This window comes from Pseudomonas sp. PNPG3, assembly GCF_023093815.1.
Lineage (GTDB): Bacteria > Pseudomonadota > Gammaproteobacteria > Pseudomonadales > Pseudomonadaceae > Aquipseudomonas > Aquipseudomonas asiatica.
The window spans coordinates 1-16,417 of record NZ_JALLKV010000071.1; the positions used below are offsets into that span (position 1 = coordinate 1).

Annotated in this window: 16 protein-coding genes; 6 read left to right on the top strand and 10 right to left on the bottom strand. The window is 65.1% G+C overall.

From position 1 onward, the window contains the following. Window positions 1–69 precede the first annotated feature (69 nt). Window positions 70–1,071 (bottom strand): NADP-dependent oxidoreductase, encoded by a 1,002-nt coding sequence (locus MJ643_RS27550; protein ID WP_024086491.1) that lies wholly within the window; start codon window positions 1,069–1,071, stop codon window positions 70–72. A gap of 174 nt (window positions 1,072–1,245) precedes the next feature. Here MJ643_RS27550 and MJ643_RS27555 point away from each other — a divergent pair, with 174 nt between their 5' ends. Beyond that, window positions 1,246–2,007 (top strand): SDR family oxidoreductase, encoded by a 762-nt coding sequence (locus MJ643_RS27555; protein ID WP_024086492.1) that lies wholly within the window; start codon window positions 1,246–1,248, stop codon window positions 2,005–2,007. A gap of 59 nt (window positions 2,008–2,066) precedes the next feature. Here MJ643_RS27555 and MJ643_RS27560 read toward each other — a convergent pair whose 3' ends face one another. Further along, window positions 2,067–3,242, bottom strand: a complete 1,176-nt coding sequence (locus MJ643_RS27560; RefSeq protein ID WP_024086493.1) for an MFS transporter — start codon at window positions 3,240–3,242, stop codon at window positions 2,067–2,069. 225 nt (window positions 3,243–3,467) lie between these two features. Between MJ643_RS27560 and MJ643_RS27565 the strand changes: the two genes are divergently transcribed. Beyond that, on the top strand, window positions 3,468–4,865 hold the full coding sequence (locus tag MJ643_RS27565; RefSeq protein ID WP_024086494.1) for a PLP-dependent aminotransferase family protein: 1,398 nt from the start codon (window positions 3,468–3,470) through the stop codon (window positions 4,863–4,865). 116 nt (window positions 4,866–4,981) lie between these two features. Beyond that, a complete protein-coding gene (locus MJ643_RS27570; protein ID WP_024086495.1) occupies window positions 4,982–6,922 on the top strand; it encodes a methyl-accepting chemotaxis protein in 1,941 nt (646 codons plus the stop codon). Between the two features lie 143 nt (window positions 6,923–7,065). Here MJ643_RS27570 and MJ643_RS27575 read toward each other — a convergent pair whose 3' ends face one another. Then, window positions 7,066–8,256, bottom strand: coding sequence for a benzoate/H(+) symporter BenE family transporter (locus MJ643_RS27575; protein ID WP_024086496.1), 1,191 nt, complete (start codon window positions 8,254–8,256; stop codon window positions 7,066–7,068). A gap of 145 nt (window positions 8,257–8,401) precedes the next feature. On the opposite strand from MJ643_RS27575, the gene MJ643_RS27580 reads away from it, so the two are divergent. Continuing rightward, window positions 8,402–9,004 (top strand): glutathione S-transferase family protein, encoded by a 603-nt coding sequence (locus MJ643_RS27580; RefSeq protein ID WP_024086497.1) that lies wholly within the window; start codon window positions 8,402–8,404, stop codon window positions 9,002–9,004. Between the two features lie 130 nt (window positions 9,005–9,134). Here the strand turns inward: MJ643_RS27580 and MJ643_RS27585 are convergent, their stop codons facing one another. From MJ643_RS27585 to MJ643_RS27605, 5 genes are all read right to left on the bottom strand, one after another. After that, entirely contained in the window at window positions 9,135–9,506 is a 372-nt protein-coding gene (locus MJ643_RS27585; RefSeq protein WP_003260822.1) for a glutaredoxin, read from the bottom strand. A 59-nt stretch (window positions 9,507–9,565) separates the two neighbouring features. Beyond that, a complete protein-coding gene (folE, locus tag MJ643_RS27590) occupies window positions 9,566–10,111 on the bottom strand; it encodes a GTP cyclohydrolase I FolE (RefSeq protein ID WP_024086498.1) in 546 nt (181 codons plus the stop codon). Between the two features lie 70 nt (window positions 10,112–10,181). Beyond that, a complete protein-coding gene (locus MJ643_RS27595; protein ID WP_024086499.1) occupies window positions 10,182–10,742 on the bottom strand; it encodes a Smr/MutS family protein in 561 nt (186 codons plus the stop codon). A 174-nt stretch (window positions 10,743–10,916) separates the two neighbouring features. After that, the gene (locus MJ643_RS27600; protein ID WP_024086500.1) at window positions 10,917–11,237 is read right to left on the bottom strand and encodes a hypothetical protein; all 321 of its coding nucleotides are present in this window, start codon (window positions 11,235–11,237) and stop codon (window positions 10,917–10,919) included. 88 nt (window positions 11,238–11,325) lie between these two features. Then, window positions 11,326–11,916: a cysteine hydrolase family protein gene (locus tag MJ643_RS27605; RefSeq protein ID WP_024086501.1), complete on the bottom strand. Its 591-nt coding sequence runs from the start codon at window positions 11,914–11,916 to the stop codon at window positions 11,326–11,328. Window positions 11,917–12,096: 180 nt separating this feature from the next. Between MJ643_RS27605 and prmB the strand changes: the two genes are divergently transcribed. Next, window positions 12,097–13,005 (top strand): 50S ribosomal protein L3 N(5)-glutamine methyltransferase, encoded by a 909-nt coding sequence (gene prmB / locus MJ643_RS27610; protein ID WP_046615508.1) that lies wholly within the window; start codon window positions 12,097–12,099, stop codon window positions 13,003–13,005. A 109-nt stretch (window positions 13,006–13,114) separates the two neighbouring features. On the opposite strand, the gene MJ643_RS27615 is transcribed toward prmB, so the two are convergent. Together MJ643_RS27615 and MJ643_RS27620 are read right to left on the bottom strand one after the other, a co-directional pair. Then, complete coding sequence (locus MJ643_RS27615; RefSeq protein WP_247727143.1) at window positions 13,115–13,897, bottom strand: hypothetical protein; 783 nt, start codon at window positions 13,895–13,897, stop codon at window positions 13,115–13,117. Between the two features lie 200 nt (window positions 13,898–14,097). Next, window positions 14,098–15,060 (bottom strand): alpha/beta fold hydrolase, encoded by a 963-nt coding sequence (locus tag MJ643_RS27620; RefSeq protein ID WP_046615506.1) that lies wholly within the window; start codon window positions 15,058–15,060, stop codon window positions 14,098–14,100. A gap of 236 nt (window positions 15,061–15,296) precedes the next feature. On the opposite strand from MJ643_RS27620, the gene aroC reads away from it, so the two are divergent. Further along, window positions 15,297–16,388: a chorismate synthase gene (aroC, locus tag MJ643_RS27625; protein ID WP_247727144.1), complete on the top strand. Its 1,092-nt coding sequence runs from the start codon at window positions 15,297–15,299 to the stop codon at window positions 16,386–16,388. Window positions 16,389–16,417 lie beyond the last annotated feature (29 nt).

Below are 16,417 nucleotides of genomic sequence, written 5' to 3' on the forward strand. Positions count from 1 at the left end.
GCGGCGCTCGATCTCACAGGCGCTGCAAAACCCAAGGCATACACCTGGACGCCCAATCGCAATCCCCAATCAAACCTTCAACACCAACTTGCCAAAGTTCTCCCCACTGAACAGCTTCAGCAAGGTCTCGGGGAAGGTCTCCAGCCCTTCCACCACATCCTCCTTGCTCTTCACCTGGCCACTAGCCAGCCACCCGGCAATCTCCAGCGCGGCCTTGCCGTAATCCTTGGCGTAATCCATCACCACAAAGCCTTCCATGCGCGCACGGTTCACCAGCAGCGACAGGTAGTTGGCCGGGCCTTTCACCGCTTCCTTGTTGTTGTATTGGCTGATGGCGCCGCAAATCACGATACGTGCCTTGAAGTTGATGCGGGTCAGCACGGCGTCGAGGATGTCGCCGCCGACGTTGTCGAAGTACACGTCCACGCCTTTGGGGCATTCGCGCTTCAGGCCGGCCAGCACGTCTTCGGCCTTGTAGTCGATCACCCCATCAAAGCCCAGTTCGTCCTTCAGGTACTGGCACTTCTCGGCGCCGCCGGCAATGCCGACCACGCGGCAGCCTTTGATCTTGGCAATTTGCCCGACAATGCTGCCCACCGCGCCGGCCGCGCCGGAAATGACCACGGTGTCACCGGCCTTGGGCTGGCCGACGTCCAGCAGGGCAAAATAGGCGGTCATGCCGGTCATGCCCAGCGCCGACAGATAGCGCGGCAGGGGCGCCAGGCTGGGGTCGATCTTGTGCAGGCCCTGGGGTTCGCCAGTGAAGTAGTCCTGCACGCCAAGGGCGCCGCTTACATGGTCACCCGGCTTGTAGGCGGGGTGGTTGGAGGCAACCACTTCGCCAACACCCAGCGCGCGCATCACCTGGCCCAGGGCCACGGGCGGGATGTAGGACTTGCCTTCGTTCATCCAGCCGCGCATGGCCGGGTCCAACGACAGGTACAGGTTGCGCACCAGCACCTGGCCTTCGCCGGGTTGTTCGGCGGGCACGGTCTCGAAGCTGAAGTCGTCACGGCGCACGGCGCCGACCGGGCGTTTGGCGAGCAGGAAGCGGCGGTTGGTGTTGGTCATGGCGGGTCCTCGTAGGCATTGAAGGGGGAGGCGTCAAATCTACCCTGTTGATGTAGGCAGGTCCGTAACATCACTGACAAGCATGGTAGCCCAACCGGTGGGGTGATGATGCTGCCCGTGCGGGTGGTGGCTGACTATGCTCTGAACCCCACCAAGCACGCTTTGGAGCACGCGATGAGCATGACCTTTTCCGGCCAGGTAGCCCTGGTCACCGGTGGCGCCGTCGGCATCGGCCGGGCAACTGCCCTGGCTTTCGCCCGGGAGGGCCTGAAGGTGGTGGTGGCCGACCTTGACCCTGTCGGTGGCGAGGCCACTGTGGCCCTGATCCACGCGTCGGGCGGGGAGGCGCTGTTCATTGCCTGCGACGTTACCCGTGAAGCCGAGGTGCGCCAACTGCACGAGCGCCTGATCGCTGCCTATGGGCGGCTGGACTATGCCTACAACAACGCAGGTATCGAGATAGAGCAGGGCCGCCTGGCCGAGGGCAGCGAGGCGGAGTTCGATGCCATCATGGGTGTCAACGTGAAGGGTGTGTGGCTGTGCATGAAGTACCAGCTGCCGTTGCTGTTGGCCCAGGGCGGTGGGGCCATCGTCAATACCGCTTCGGTGGCGGGCTTGGGCGCGGCGCCGAAGATGAGCATCTACAGCGCCTCCAAGCACGCGGTGATCGGCCTGACCAAGTCGGCGGCCATCGAGTACGCCAAGAAGGGTATCCGGGTGAATGCGGTGTGCCCGGCGGTGATCGACACCGGCATGTTCCGCCGCGCCTATGAGGCCGACCCACGCAAGGCCGAGTTTGCCGCTGCCATGCATCCGGTGGGGCGCATTGGCAAGGTCGAGGAAATTGCCAGTGCCGTGCTGTACCTGTGCAGTGATGGCGCGGCGTTTACCACAGGGCATTGCCTGACGGTGGATGGTGGGGCTACGGCGATCTGAGCCGAAACCGCGTGGCCTTCTTCGCGGGCTTGCCCGCTCCCACAGGTACCCCGCTGCCCTCAGGTCCTGTGATGTCCCTGTGGGAGCGGGTTTACCCGCGAAGAGGCCCTGGCAGACCACCACAATGCCAGCCCTACAACCACACACCCCACCATCAACACCCCACCAAATACCAGCAACGCCAATCGTGATCCCAGCCGGTCGCTCAACAGCCCGGTAAAGATCACCGGCAGGCTGAACCCTAGGTACGCCAGCAGGAAGAACCCGGCACTGGCCCGTGTCTTCTCGCTGCCGGCCAGTTGGTTCACCGCCGCCAGCCCGCCCAGGTAGATAAACCCGTAGCACGCACTACTGGCCGCCACCGCACCCAGCAATACCGCGCCCAGCTGGCCGCTGTCCGCACCCCAGGCCAGCACGGCATAGCTGCACGGCAATATCACCAGCCCCAGCAATGTGGCTGTACGGCTGCTGAGGCGCCGTGCCATGGGCTGGAACAACAACCCGCAGCTGATCACGCAAAAGGTCGAGAACCCCGACCAGGCGCTAAGCCCGTGCTGGCGCAGGATGCCCGGCAGCAGGGCGATCACCAGCCCCACGCAGGCCCACGCCAGCAGAATGGCCAGGCCATAGGCCACGCTGCCACGTGGGTAGCAGGGCAGGCGCAGCATGGGGTTGCGTTGTGCCGGGCGTGGGTCCGGCAGGCGCCAAACCAGCAGCATGGCCAGCGCCGCCAGCAGCAGTTGCAGGTGGAAGCTGCCTGGGGTCAGGCTGGGGCCGCGCAGCAGGAACAGGCTGGTCAGCGCCGCGCCCAGGCCAAAGCCCAGCGAGGTGCTGGCGGTAACCCAATTGGCGGCGCGGGTGTTGTCCGCGCCGCCCATCAACTCACCCATGTAGGCGGTGGCCGTTGCCGACGCCAGGCCGGTGCCCAGGCCGAGGAACAGCCGCGCCAGCCCCAGAGTGTGCAGGTTGGGGGCCGCCAGCATCAGCACGGTGGCGACCATCGACAGGGCCAGTGCGGCAAGCACCAATGGCCGGCGCCCGACCCGGTCGGCCAGCCCGCCCAGGGCCAGCAGCACGGGTAGCACGCCGAGCACATAGCCGGAGAAGGCTACTGCGGTGGCGGCGGCGCCTTGGCCGGAAAGGTCGGCGTAGGTGATGTACAGCGGGGCCTGCAGATTGACGGCCAGGGTGATCAGGCAGAGGGCGAAGGCCAGGCGGGCCGGGGCGGAGGGCATGGGTAGGATCCTGGTTCTGTAGTGGCTGTACCGGCCTTTTCGCGGGTGAACCCGCTCCCACAGGTACTGCATCGCTCTCGGGTTGGGTGCGATCTCTGTGGGAGCGGGTTCACCCGCGAAAGGGCCGGGCCTGCCCACTCTGATGCCAGCCCATCCCCATCACCAGACACACCGCCAACCCTTTTATGCTTAACTGTTCGCTCAAAACCAGCGAACACTTGCCCCATGCACTTGCCCCTCGACCGCACCAGCCCCACCCCGCTGGTGCAGCAACTCACCGACCACCTGCAAACCTGGATCGGCCAGCAGCGCCTGCGCCCCGGCGCGCGTCTGCCATCGATCCGGGCTTTGGCCCGCAGCCAGGCGGTCAGTGCGTCGTGTGTGATCGAAGCCTACGACCGCCTGGTCGCCAGCGGCTGGCTGGAGGCCCGCCACGGTACCGGCTTTTTCGTCGCCGAACGCAAAGCCGGCCTGGCCATGGAAGACGCCCAACCCTGGGGCGAGGCCGGCGATGGCAGTTGGCGGCAGTTTCGCGAGGGCCATGACGAGTTGCTCAAGTTGGGCTGCGGCTGGCTACCCAGCAGCTGGCGCGCCGCCACCGAACTGGCCCAGGCAGTGCGCCAGGTCAGCCGCGGCAACCCACAGGACCTGTTCGACTACTGCCCGCCCCTGGGCCTGGCCAGCCTTCGCCAGCAGTTGCACAAGCGCCTGGCGCAGCTGGGCATCGCCGCCGGGCCCGAACGTATCCTCACTACCCACGGCGCCAGCCACGGCCTCGACCTGCTGGTGCGCACCCTGCTGCGCCCGGGTGACACGGTACTGGTGGAAAACCCCGGCTACTACAACTTGTACAACCTGCTGCGCCAGCACCAGGTACACATGCTGCCGGTGCCACGCACCGCCGAAGGCCCGGACCTGGCCACCCTCGAAGCCCTGCTGATGGCGCACAAGCCGCGCTGCCTTTTCACCAACAGCCTGTACCAGAACCCCACCGGCACCAGCCTGACGCCCAAGGTGGCCTACCGCCTGCTGGAGTTGGCCCGCGAGCACGACCTGCGCATCATCGAGGACGATATCTACGCCGACTTCCAGGAAGGCCCTGCCACCCGCCTGGCCACCCTCGACAGCGAGCAGCGGGTAATCTACATGGCCAGCTTCTCGAAAACCCTCAGCAGCTCGCTGCGGGTCGGCTACCTGGTCGCCGACCCGGCATTGCTGGCGCGTCTGGCTGAGTTGAAGATGGTCAGCGGCATCGGCACCTCGCGCTTTGCCGAGCAGGTGGTGGGGCAGATGCTGGCCAACGGCAGCTACCGCAAGAGCGTGCAGCGCCTGCGTGTGCGCCTGGGGCAGCACATGGCCAGGCTGCTCGGCCAGCTGGAACAGGCGGGTTGGCAGATGTTCTGCGAGCCCTACGGCGGCATGTTCGTCTGGGCCTGCGTGCCGGGCCGGGATTTCGCCAGCCTGGAGCGCCTGGCGCTGGAACACGATGTGCTGCTCACCCCCGGCAGCGCCTTCGATTACCAGGGCGCGGCCAGCGCCTGGCTGCGCATCAACGTCGCCTACGGGCAGGACTCCCGCGCCCAGGCCTTCCTTCAGCACGCAGGGCGACCTCTGGAAAGCTGATAGCGACATGCTCATAGCTATTTGACACTATTCTGACGTCAGGCCCTTGTTCATCGGCTGGCAACGTTGCCACCCTTGGCCTTCGGGATAACCTCGCACACAGAAGGGGAATCGGCATGGGCGCGAGCAAGCACGGTGTGCTGGCCAACCTGGGCATGGCCCGCAAACTCGGCCTGGGCTTTGCCTTGGTGCTGGTGCTGACCCTGGCGGTGGCGGCCATTGGCATTGCCGCGCTGCACAGTGTTGGCCAGCGCTTCGACAGCTTGCGCCAACTGACCCAGTTCAATACCGACCTGCTGCGCTTGCGCCAGCACGAGCAGGCCTTTGCCCTGCGCTCCGACCTCAAGCAGGCCGAGGCCTTGCGCAGCGGCCTGCAGGGCTTGGCCGAACGCGCCCGTGGCCTGCCGGCGCTGGCGGCGGCGGAAACTGACCTGACGGCCTATGGCCAGGCATTCGAGGCCTTTGTCGAAGCGGTGCAGGCCAAGGAGCTGGCGCTGGACATGGCCAGTTGGTCGGTATCCAGCGTGGCCAACAATCTCGATGTGTTGCAGGCCGGCCTGGCTGATGACGGCGTGTACACCCTCAAGCAGTCCCAGGGCCAGGAGGGCGGCGCGTTCCTCGAGCAGGCCGGGCAGGTCGCGCAGGTGTCGCGGCTGATGCTGCAGGCCATGGACGAAGCGCGGGTACGCCTGGAAAAAAGCCGCAAGGGCGAAGAGGGCGTCAGCCAGGACCGCATCGCCCAGACTGTCGAGGCCGCCAGCCTGGTCAGCCAGTTGCAGGGCGCCGTCAGCGATGCCGGCTACCAGAGTGTGCTGGGCGAAGTGGCGGGGCACATCGGCAGCTTCTCGGAAAAACTCAACGAATACACTGACCAGTTGGCCCGCGAGCAGGGCTTGAAGGCGCAGTTGCAGGCCAGTGCCGAGCAAGTCACCAGTCGGATCGACCAGGCCTATGTGGGGCAGGAGCAGGCCCTGCAGGGCGAACTGCAACGCAATGCCGTGGCCATCGGCCTGGCCACGGCATTGGCGCTGCTGGTGGGTGTGCTGGCCGCTTGGCTGATCACCCGCGCCGTGGTTGGCCCGCTCAAGCATGTGATTGCACGCGCCCAGCGCATCGCTGCCGGTGAACTGAGCTTTGACGCCCTGGAGCCGCGCCGTGACGAAGTAGGGCAGCTGATGCAGGCTATGCAGCAGATGGCGGCGGGCCTGTCTGGGATTGTCAGCGGTTTGCAGCAGGGCATCGAGCAACTGGCTGGCAATGCGCAGGCGCTGTCGGCGGTGACCGAGCAGACCAACCGCGAGGTGGGCAGCCAGAAGGAAGAGACCGAGCAGGTGGCCACCGCCATGCAACAGATGACCGCTACCGTGCACGATGTGGCGCGTAATGCCGAAGAAGCGGCGCAGGCGGCCCAGGCTGCGGATGAGAAGGTGGATTCCGGGCAACAGGTGGTGCGCCAGAGCATGCAGCGCATCGAGCAACTGGCGGCGGCGGCGGAGACGGCCAGCGCTGGTATCGACAGCCTCAGTGCCGAGATCCACACCATTGGCGACGTGCTGGAAGTGATCAAGAGCGTGGCTGAGCAGACCAACCTGCTGGCGTTGAATGCTGCTATCGAAGCCGCCCGCGCGGGCGAGCAGGGGCGTGGTTTTGCCGTGGTCGCTGATGAGGTGCGTGCGCTGGCGCGGCGTACCCGGCAGTCTACCGAGCAGATCGAGACCTTGGTCGCCAGCCTGCGCGGCAATGCCCAGCAGTCGGTGGCGCAGATTCGCGGCAGTACCGAGCTGGTACGTTTGGCGGTGGCCGATGCGCTGCAGACCGAAAGTGCACTGGGCAGCATTGCGGCGGCGGTTTCATTGATCCAGCAGATGAACCAGCAGATTGCCGCGGCGGCCGAGCAGCAGAGCTCTGTGGCGGAAGAGATCAGCCGCAGCGTCACGCAGATCCGTGGTAGTGCCGATCAGGCGGCGTTGGCGATGCAGGACAATGCCCGGTCGAGTATCGAGCTGGCGCAGTTGGGTACCGACCTGAAGGGGATGGTGGGGCATTTCAGGTTGTGATCTGGGCCTGGGCTTTGTGTTGCCTGTACCGGCCTCTTCGCGGGTAAAGCCGCTCCCACAGGGATTACACAATATTCAGCCTTGTGGTATGCCTGTGGGAGCGGGTTTACCCGCGAAGAGGCCGGTGCAGGCAACAAAAACCTTCAGCCCCTGCGCGGGTTGAGGATCATCAAGGCCAGCACCCCCGCCACAATCCCCCAGAACGCCGACCCAATCGAGAACAAGGTCAGCCCCGAAGCGGTCACCATGAAGGTAATCACCGCCGCCTCCCGCTCCCGTGCTTCGCTCATGGCCACGGTCAGCCCGTTCATGATCGAGCCGAACAGTGCCAGTGCTGCAATCGATAGCACCAGCTCTTTCGGCAGCGCCGCAAACAGCGCCGCCAAGGTCGCGCCGAACACCCCGGCAATGCCATAGAAAATCCCGCACCACACCGCCGCGGTATAACGCTTGGCCGGGTCTTCATGGGCATGCGGCCCGGTGCAGATCGCCGCGCTGATCGCCGCCAGGTTGACCCCGTGCGAGCCAAACGGTGCCAGCAGCAGCGAGGCAAAGCCGGTGGCCGAGATCAGCGGCGAAGCCGGCACCTGGTAGCCGTCCGCGCGCAGCACGGCCACACCCGGCATGTTCTGCGAAGTCATCGCCACCACGAACAGCGGGATGCCGATACTGATGGTCGCCGCCAGCGAGAAGCTTGGCGTGGTCCACACCGGCGTGGCTGCTTCCAGGCGGAAGCCGCTGAAGTCCAGCAGGCCCAGGGCGCCGGACAGCGCGGTGCCCACCAGCAATGCGGCCAGAACGCAGTAGCGCGGCGACAGGCGCTTGACCAGCAGGTAGCTGAAGAACATGCCCAGTACCAGCAAGGTGCGGTGCTGGGCGGCAACGAAGATTTCGCTGCCGATCTTGAACAGAATGCCCGCCAGCAGAGCCGAGGCCAGCGAGGCCGGGATGCGCTTGACCAGGCGCTCGAAGCTGCCGGTCAGGCCACAGATCAGCACCAGCACCGCACAAGTGATGTAGGCGCCGATCGCCTCGCCATAGCTGACCCCGCCCAGGCTGGTGATCAGCAAGGCGGCGCCGGGGGTGGACCAGGCCACGGTGATCGGTGTGCGGTAACGCAGCGACAGGCCGATGCTGCACACCGCCATGCCGATCGACAACGCCCAGATCCATGACGAAATCTGCGCGCTGGTCAGCCCTGCAGCCTGGCCGGCCTGGAACATCAGCACCAGCGAGCTGGTATAGCCGGTGAGCATGGCGATGAAGCCAGCGACCACCGCCGACGGGGAGCTGTCTGCCAGGGGCCGCAGGCGTGCGGAAGTGGCATCGTTCATGAACAAAATCCTTGTAAAGGTGTAAGCAGTTTTTTCAGACTACAGCGAGCAAGGTTGATTCTTGCCATACAGCGGCCATTGCTTTTAGCCGTACAGTCGCCAACTATTGGGCGCAAATGCAGAACTGCTTGGGAGTGAAGGGGCGATGTACAAGGTCTATGGCGACTACCAGTCGGGCAACTGTTACAAGATCAAGCTGATGTTGAGCCTGCTCGGCCGGCCATACGAATGGCACCCGGTGGACATCCTAAAGGGCGAGACCGAGACACCGGAGTTTCTGGCGATGAACCCCAACGGCAAGGTGCCGGTGCTGGAGCTTGAGGACGGCAGCTACCTGTGGGAATCCAATGCCATTCTCAACTACCTGGCCGATGGCAGCGAGTTCCTGCCCACCGAGCCACGCCTGCGCACCCAGGTGTTGCAGTGGCAGTTCTTCGAGCAGTACAGCCATGAGCCGTATATTGCCGTGGCGCGTTTCATCCAGTTCTACCTGGGGTTGCCGGACGAGCGCCTGGAGGAGTACCGCAAGCTTCACAAGGGCGGTTACAAGGCACTGAGGGTGATGGAGCAGCAGCTGCAGATGACGCCGTACCTGGTCGGCGAGCAGTATTCGATTGCCGATGTGGCGTTGTATGCATACACCCATGTGGCGCATCAGGGCGGGTTCGACCTGGCCGATTACCCGGCAGTGAGGGCCTGGCTGGAGCGGGTCAGCAGCCACCCACGGCATGTGCCGATGGTGGGCTGACCTTTAGCCTGTACTGGCGCTATCGCCGGCAAGCCAGCTCCCACAGGTTCACCACAGGGCTGAATATTGTGGGATCCCTGTGGGAGCTGGCTTGCCGGCGATAGGGCCGGTACAGGAAACCTGCAAACCGTCAGGCCGAAGCGAACCGCTCATCCAGGTAGGCAATGATCGCCTTGGACTCATACATCCAGGTCACCTTGCCCGCTTCTTCAATACGCAGGCACGGCACTTTCACCCGGCCGCCACCTTCCTGCAGGGCCTGGCGGTGCACCGGGTCGTTCTTGGCATCGCGCAGCGCCACCGGCACGTTCAAACGGTGCAGGGTGCGGCGTGTCTTGACGCAGAACGGGCAGGCGTGGAACTGGTACAGCGCAAGGCCCTGGGCCGCTTGCTCGACGCGGGCCTGGGCGGCGGCGTCGCGCTTGCGCTTGGCCGGGCGGCTGATCCAGTCGCCGAACACGATGAGCTGGCCGAGGCCAACCCGCAGGGCTTTGACGATCATGGGCAACTCCTGAAATGAAAAAGCCGACCCGGCAGGGTCGGCTCGGGGTCAGCAGCCAATCACTTGATCAGGCTGAGGAACTCGCTGCGGGTAGCGGCGTTTTCGCGGAACTCGCCCAGCATCACCGAGGTGATCATGGTCGAGTTCTGCTTCTCGACACCGCGCATCATCATGCACATGTGCTTGGCTTCGATGACCACGGCAACGCCGGCGGCACCGGTTACCTTCTGCACGGCCTCGGCAACCTGGCGGCTGAGGTTTTCCTGAATCTGCAGGCGGCGAGCGTACATGTCGACGATGCGCGCCACCTTCGACAGGCCAAGTACCTTGCCCTTGGGCAGGTAGGCCACGTGCGCCTTGCCGATGAACGGCAGCATGTGGTGTTCGCACATCGAATACAGCTCGATGTCCCGGACCAGCACCATTTCGCTGTTGTCAGAGCTGAACAGCGCGTTGTTGGTGACTTCTTCCAGTGTTTGCTCATAACCGCGGCAAAGGTACTTCATCGCCTTTGCAGCCCGCTTGGGCGTGTCGAGCAGGCCCTCACGGGAGACGTCCTCGCCAATCTGGCTGAGGATCTCGGTGTAGTTCTGTTCCAGGGACATGGATCTACCTGTGGGAAAAAATCGCAAAAACGAAGGGTACGGCGGCGAGGGCGGCGCTGCAAGCGCGGCGTTACTCGTCGCGGCCTTCGAGCATGGTTCGCTTGAGCATCACATACACCGCGCCGGTGCCGCCGTGGCGGGCGTTGCACGAGGCAAAACCGAGCACCTGCGGGTGCTGGCGCAGCCAGGTGTTGACGTGGCTCTTGATCATCGGGCGCTTGCCGTCCAGGCGCGCGGCCTTGCCGTGGGTAACCCGCACGCAGCGCACTTCCAGCTTGGTGGCTTCGGCGATGAAGTCCCACAGGGTTTCGCGGGCCTTTTCCACGGTCATGCCATGCAGGTCGAGGCTGCCCTCGAACGGAATCTGCCCCAGCTTCAGCTTGCGCAGCTGGCCTTCCTGCACGCCATCGCGGCGCCACAGCAGCTCGTCTTCGGCACCAACGTCGATGACGAACTGGTCGGACATGCCGTCGATCACCAATGCCTTGTCACTGCGCACGGTCGCCGCCTGGCGCAGGCCGGCCAGCTTCTGGCGGTCGGCCTTTGGCTTGCCGACTTCGGCGCGGTCGTGCGTGATCGGTTTGACACCGCGCACTTCGGCCTTGAACAGGGAAAAATCGTCGTCTTGCATGATGCCTCCACGTGGGCGGCGTAGTTTACGCGACTGTGGGGCCTTGTGCAGCCTGTGCGGGCCTCTTCGCGGGCACGCCCGCTCCCACAGGGATATCACAGCGGCTGAAGGGAGCGGGGTACCTGTGGGAGCGGGCGTGCCCGCGAAGAGGCCGATACAGGTAATACAACCCCATCAGTCATGCTTCTTCATCAGGTGCGGCGACAGGTTCAGCTCGCGCCCGCGGCGCAGGCGAATGCGGCTGCGCCGCCAGAAGCGCACACCCAGCCACAGCAGCAGCAAACCGGCCACGGTGAGGATGCCGGCCAGCGGTTTGTTGGCGTTGAGCTCCGCCAGCGCAGGGTAGTTGCCCAGCAGGCCGGCGACACCGGCCATCGCCAGCAGCACGCCAAGGGTCGCCAGCATGGCCGACAGGCCGGCCGCCAGGCGGGCGCCCCAGTTACGCGGTTCGCGCGGGCGCAGGCGCTTGGCGTCGAAACTGCCTTTGAGCTTCATTCCGCTCTGTCCTCTGTGGATATCCGGAATTCGACCTGGTGCCGCCCATCGGGTTCCGCCCGGCTGCCGGGCGGTTGTACCCAGCCGATCAGATCAGGCTGGCGGTAGGGGCCACGCAAGCGAAGTTGTCGGCCATCACGGCCATTTCGCACTGGTGGATCTGCGCGGCCGGGATCACCCCATCCTTGAATGCCAGGTCGCGTGTCGCCGAAGCGTCTTCCACCAGGGTGCAGCGGTAACCATAGTCCTTGGCGCGGCGTACCGTGGTGCTGACGCTGGAGTGGCTCATGAAGCCGCAGACGATCAGGTCCAGGTGGCCCAGCGCCTGCAGGGTCTCATGCAGCTGAGTGTTCTTGAATGCATTGGGCATGCGTTTTTCGATGACGATTTCGCCTTCCAGCGGCTCCAGCCCCGGAATGAACTGGCCGGCCGGCCCTTGTGGGTCGAAGCGGCCACCGACAGTGCCCAGGTGGCGAACGTGGATGATCGGACGGCCGCTCTTGCGCGCGGCGTCGAGCAACCTGGCGATGTTGGCCACGGCCTCGTCCATGCCCGACAGCGCCAGGGGCCCGCTGAGGTACTCCTTTTGCGCATCGATGATGATCAGGCTGGCGTGGTTCAGCTTGGCCGGCGGATAGTCGCGGCCAGTGAGGCGAAACATCGTGGTTGGAACGGACATCAAGGGCTCCTTGGATAGGGCTTTTGTATACCTATTGTCCCCTGCCTTGGCGCCAATGGGAATGGTTGACAACGCAAGCGGCATGGTTACTGGCTTGTGGCTAGCCATTGGGCAAGGCAAAGGAACAAATGTGCGGGTTGGGCTGTTAGACTTTTGTCCGGTCTGAATTAGGAGTACCCCGTGATCACATCCCGCCTGCGCACGCTGCGCGACTATATCCGCTGGGCGGTCAGCCGCTTCCATGAGCACGATCTGTTCTTCGGCCACGGCGCCGACAACGCCTGGGACGAGGCCCGCCTGCTGGTGCTGGGGGCGGTGCACCTGCCGTGGGAGGTGGCCGACAGCTACCTGGACTGCATGCTCGAGGACGACGAGCGGGTACGCCTGCAGCACCTGCTCAAGCGCCGTATCGAAGAACGCGTGCCGGCTGCCTACCTGCTGGGCGAGGCCTGGTTCTGCGGCATGTCGTTCATCGTCGACGAGCGCGTGCTGGTGCCGCGTTCGCCGATTGGCGAGCTGATCGAGAAACGCTTCGAGCCGTGGCTGGCGAGCGAGCCGGCGCGCATTCTCGACCTGTGCACCGGTTCTGGCTGCATCGGCATCGTTGCCGCCGACGTGTTCCCCGAGGCCGAGGTAGTGCTGGCCGACCTGTCGTTCGAAGCGCTCGAAGTGGCCAACCAGAACATCGAACGCCACGGCCTGGACGGGCGTGTGTATACCGTACAGGGCGACGGTTTTGGCGGTTTGCCGGGGCAGCGTTTCGACCTGATCCTGTCCAACCCGCCGTATGTCGATGCCGAAGACTTCGACGACATGCCGGCCGAGTATCACCATGAGCCCGAGTTGGGCCTGGCCTGCGGCACCGATGGCCTCGACCTGGTGCGGCGCATGCTGGCCGAAGCGGCGGACCACCTGACCGACAAGGGCTTGCTGATTGTCGAAGTGGGCAACAGCCAGGTGCATGTCGAGGCGCTGTACCCCGAAGTGGACTTTGCCTGGCTGGAATTCGAGCGCGGCGGGCATGGGGTGTTCATGCTGACCGCCGAGCAGTGCCGCCAGCATCAGGAACTGTTCAAGGCCCGGGTCTGATTCCAGGGCCTCTTCGCGGGTAAACCTGCTCCCACAGGTATAGCGTTGCCCTCAGGTGCGACGCGGGCCCTGTGGGAGCGGGATTACCCGCGAATTAGGCGACGCGGTCTCAGCGCGTGGCAATCCAGATCAGCAACCCCGCCTGGAACACCGCAAACGCCACCAGGCAGGTAATGGTGAAGCGCAACCCGCTGTCTTCACGCTGGTACTTGGCAACCCGTTCATCCCGCTCACGCAGTTGCCCTTCCTTCTCCTGCAACTGCTGGTCAGCCTGCTGCAGCAGGCCGGCAGCATCCAGTATCCCCACTCGCTGCAAGCGCTCGCTGTTCCACGCCCCCTTGAGCTGGCCCACGGTCATTTCCACGGTACGGCCTTTCAGGTGCTGGCTGTCCTCGTACTCCACCTCGATACCCACCCCGCGCAGGCAGTGGTCACGACGCAGGCGTGAGTCTTCGTTCAGCGCATCCTTGCTCGGCAGCGCCATGCCCTCGATCCGGTAGTGCGACCACTTGTGCTGCAGCCATTGCGCGGCCTGAGCCAGCAGGAAGCGGCCGATGCCACGGTTCAGCGGCTCCAGTTGCAGGCCATGTTCATTGCCGATGCGCACCAGGCGCTCGGTGTGGTCGACGCGAATGTCCAGGCGGTTCTGTTCCTTGTGCACTTTCTGCCCAGGTAGCTGGATTTCCATGCGCAACAGGCTGTGGGCCTTGTCGTGGCGTTCGGCATAGCCGAACTGCACAAAGCGCAGTGGCCGTGCGCCGGTGTTGCGGTCGGTAGGCAGGGCGGCCAGGCGCAACAGCTGGAAATGTTCGGCGGCCAGGTCGGCCCAGGGCAGGGCGGTGCTTTCCTCGGGCTCTTCGGCCGGCTCTACGGCGGTAGGGGCGGTTGTCATCAGGGCTTGTCCTTGGGTACGGGCATGCGGCAGGGGCTGCTGCGCAGCCCATCGCCGGCAAGCCAGCTCCCACAGGGACCGCAGGGCATTCAGGCCTGTTGTGTTCCTGTGGGAGCTGGCTTGCCGGCGATGGGGCGCGCCAGCGGCCCCAAAGTTCCGCTAATACTGAAATATCGGCCGTACCGGCAAAGACCTGAGGGTCAGGCAGATGGCAAATGCTGGATAAACGTCACAATCTGCTCGCCCAGCTCCCTTGCCAGCGGCAGTTCAGGGTTGAGGTAGCTGTCGCGCTGCTGGCTCATCGCCTTGGGGCTGATGCGCAGCATGTGGTTCATGCCATCGATCAGCACCAGTCGGGCATCCGGCTTGGCCGCCTTCAGCCGTTCGGCGTCGACCACCCCCACCTGCACATCGTTGCGCCCCTGCACGATCAGCGCGGGCATTGGCAGGCGGGCAAAGGCCGCCGCCGGGTTCTGCTGGAACAGCGAAATCAGATAGGGCTGCACGCTGGGGCGGAACACCTGGCGCAGCGGCGCCGGCACCTCCAGGCTGGTCTGCCCGGCCTGCAGGCGGTCGAGCAGGGCGCTGCCACCGGCCAGTTGTGCCGGCGGCAGGCGCTGGGCCAGCTGTTCGCGCAGCACCTCGGCCAGCGGCCGGCCGCTGCCGGCCAGGGTAATCACCGCGCTGGCACCGGCCTGCTCGGCGGCCAGGCTGGCGATCAGCGCGCCTTCGCTGTGCCCGATCAGGATCAACGGGCCGAAGCGCGGGTCTGCCTTGAGCTTGTGGCTCCAGGCGACCACATCGGCCACGTAGCGCTCCACGCTCAGGTCACGCTCGTCGGGCGTGGCCGGCTGGCTGGCGGCCACCCCGCGCTTGTCGTAGCGCACGCTGGCGATGTGCTCGTTGGCCAGCAACAGGGCCAGGCGCTTGAGGTTGTCGACCCGGCCTGACGCCGGGTTGTTGCCGTCACGGTCAGTGGGCCCGGAGCCGGCGATGATCAGCACCACCGGTGGTGGGGTGGCCTGTTGCGGCAGCAGCAGGCTGCCGTGCAGCACGCCCTGGCCGGTGTCGAGGTCGATCGGGCGTTGCAGCACGGTGGGGGCGGCGGCCTGGGCCAGGCCGGTGCACAGCAGGAAGAACAGGGCGACGAGGCGCGACATCATGCGGTACTACATGGGGAGATGAGGGTTTGACCCAGTGTTTGCGGGAAGGTTCGAAGGGGAGGTTGCCTGTACTGGCCACTTCGCGGGTAAACCCGCTCCCACAGGTACAGCGCAATTTTCGCATCTTCTGACCACCCTGTGGGAGCGGGTTTACCCGCGAAGAGGCCAGCACAGGCGATCAATCCATCTGTATACTGCCGCTTTCGTTCACTTCAGGCAGATCTCGCGGAGCGTCCATGTCCGGCAATACCTACGGCAAGCTGTTCACTGTCACCACCGCTGGCGAGAGCCATGGCCCGGCGTTGGTCGCCATTGTCGATGGATGCCCACCGGGCCTGGAAATTTCCCTCGCCGACCTGCAGCACGACCTCGACCGGCGCAAGCCCGGCACCAGCCGGCACACTACCCAACGCCAGGAAGCCGACGAGGTGGAAATCCTCTCCGGCGTGTTCGAAGGCCGCACCACCGGCTGCTCGATCGGCCTGCTGATCCGCAACACCGACCAGAAGTCCAAGGACTACTCGGCGATCAAGGACCTGTTCCGCCCGGCCCACGCCGACTACACCTACCACCACAAGTACGGCATCCGCGACTACCGTGGCGGTGGCCGCAGCTCGGCCCGCGAAACCGCCATGCGCGTGGCCGCCGGCGCCATTGCCAAGAAATACCTGGCCTCCCAGGGCCTCACCGTGCGCGGCTACATGAGCCAGCTGGGCCCGATCGAAATCCCGTTCAAGACCTGGGAGTCGGTGGAGCAGAACGCCTTCTTCAGCCCTGACCCGAGCAAAGTGCCCGAGCTGGAGGCCTACATGGACCAGCTGCGCCGTGACCAGGACTCGGTGGGCGCCAAGATCACCGTGGTCGCCGAAGGCGTCATGCCGGGCTTGGGCGAGCCTATCTTCGACCGCCTCGACGCCGAACTGGCCCACGCGCTGATGAGCATCAACGCGGTCAAGGGCGTGGAAATCGGCGCCGGCTTCGCCAGCGTGGCCCAACGCGGCACCGAGCACCGTGACGAACTGACCCCGGAAGGTTTCCTCAGCAACAATGCTGGCGGCATCCTCGGGGGTATTTCCTCGGGCCAGCCGATCGTTGCCCACCTGGCACTGAAGCCTACCTCCAGCATCACCACCCCGGGCCGTTCCATCGACATTGACGGCAACCCGGTGGATGTCATCACCAAAGGCCGCCACGACCCGTGCGTGGGCATCCGCGCCACGCCCATCGCCGAGGCGATGATGGCCATCGTGTTGATGGACCACCTGCTGCGCCACCGCGCGCAGAATGCCGATGTGAAGGTGAATACCCCGGTGCTGGGCCAGCTCTGATTCGCTTGCACTGGCCCTATCGCCGGCAA

Bases quoted from the DNA above. Each gene is read 5' to 3' on its own strand.
- MJ643_RS27560 (WP_024086493.1), bottom strand. From the start codon at position 3,242: ATGCCCTCCGCCCCGGCCCGCCTGGCCTTCGCCCTCTGCCTGATCACC.
- MJ643_RS27615 (WP_247727143.1), bottom strand. From the start codon at position 13,897: ATGACAACCGCCCCTACCGCCGTAGAGCCGGCCGAAGAGCCCGAGGAA.
- MJ643_RS27580 (WP_024086497.1), top strand. From the start codon at position 8,402: ATGTACAAGGTCTATGGCGACTACCAGTCGGGCAACTGTTACAAGATC.
- MJ643_RS27565 (WP_024086494.1), top strand. From the start codon at position 3,468: ATGCACTTGCCCCTCGACCGCACCAGCCCCACCCCGCTGGTGCAGCAA.
- MJ643_RS27620 (WP_046615506.1), bottom strand. From the start codon at position 15,060: ATGATGTCGCGCCTCGTCGCCCTGTTCTTCCTGCTGTGCACCGGCCTG.
- MJ643_RS27570 (WP_024086495.1), top strand. From the start codon at position 4,982: ATGGGCGCGAGCAAGCACGGTGTGCTGGCCAACCTGGGCATGGCCCGC.
- folE (WP_024086498.1), bottom strand. From the start codon at position 10,111: ATGTCCCTGGAACAGAACTACACCGAGATCCTCAGCCAGATTGGCGAG.
- MJ643_RS27605 (WP_024086501.1), bottom strand. From the start codon at position 11,916: ATGTCCGTTCCAACCACGATGTTTCGCCTCACTGGCCGCGACTATCCG.
- MJ643_RS27585 (WP_003260822.1), bottom strand. From the start codon at position 9,506: ATGATCGTCAAAGCCCTGCGGGTTGGCCTCGGCCAGCTCATCGTGTTC.
- MJ643_RS27575 (WP_024086496.1), bottom strand. From the start codon at position 8,256: ATGAACGATGCCACTTCCGCACGCCTGCGGCCCCTGGCAGACAGCTCC.
- MJ643_RS27595 (WP_024086499.1), bottom strand. From the start codon at position 10,742: ATGCAAGACGACGATTTTTCCCTGTTCAAGGCCGAAGTGCGCGGTGTC.
- aroC (WP_247727144.1), top strand. From the start codon at position 15,297: ATGTCCGGCAATACCTACGGCAAGCTGTTCACTGTCACCACCGCTGGC.
- MJ643_RS27550 (WP_024086491.1), bottom strand. From the start codon at position 1,071: ATGACCAACACCAACCGCCGCTTCCTGCTCGCCAAACGCCCGGTCGGC.
- MJ643_RS27555 (WP_024086492.1), top strand. From the start codon at position 1,246: ATGAGCATGACCTTTTCCGGCCAGGTAGCCCTGGTCACCGGTGGCGCC.
- MJ643_RS27600 (WP_024086500.1), bottom strand. From the start codon at position 11,237: ATGAAGCTCAAAGGCAGTTTCGACGCCAAGCGCCTGCGCCCGCGCGAA.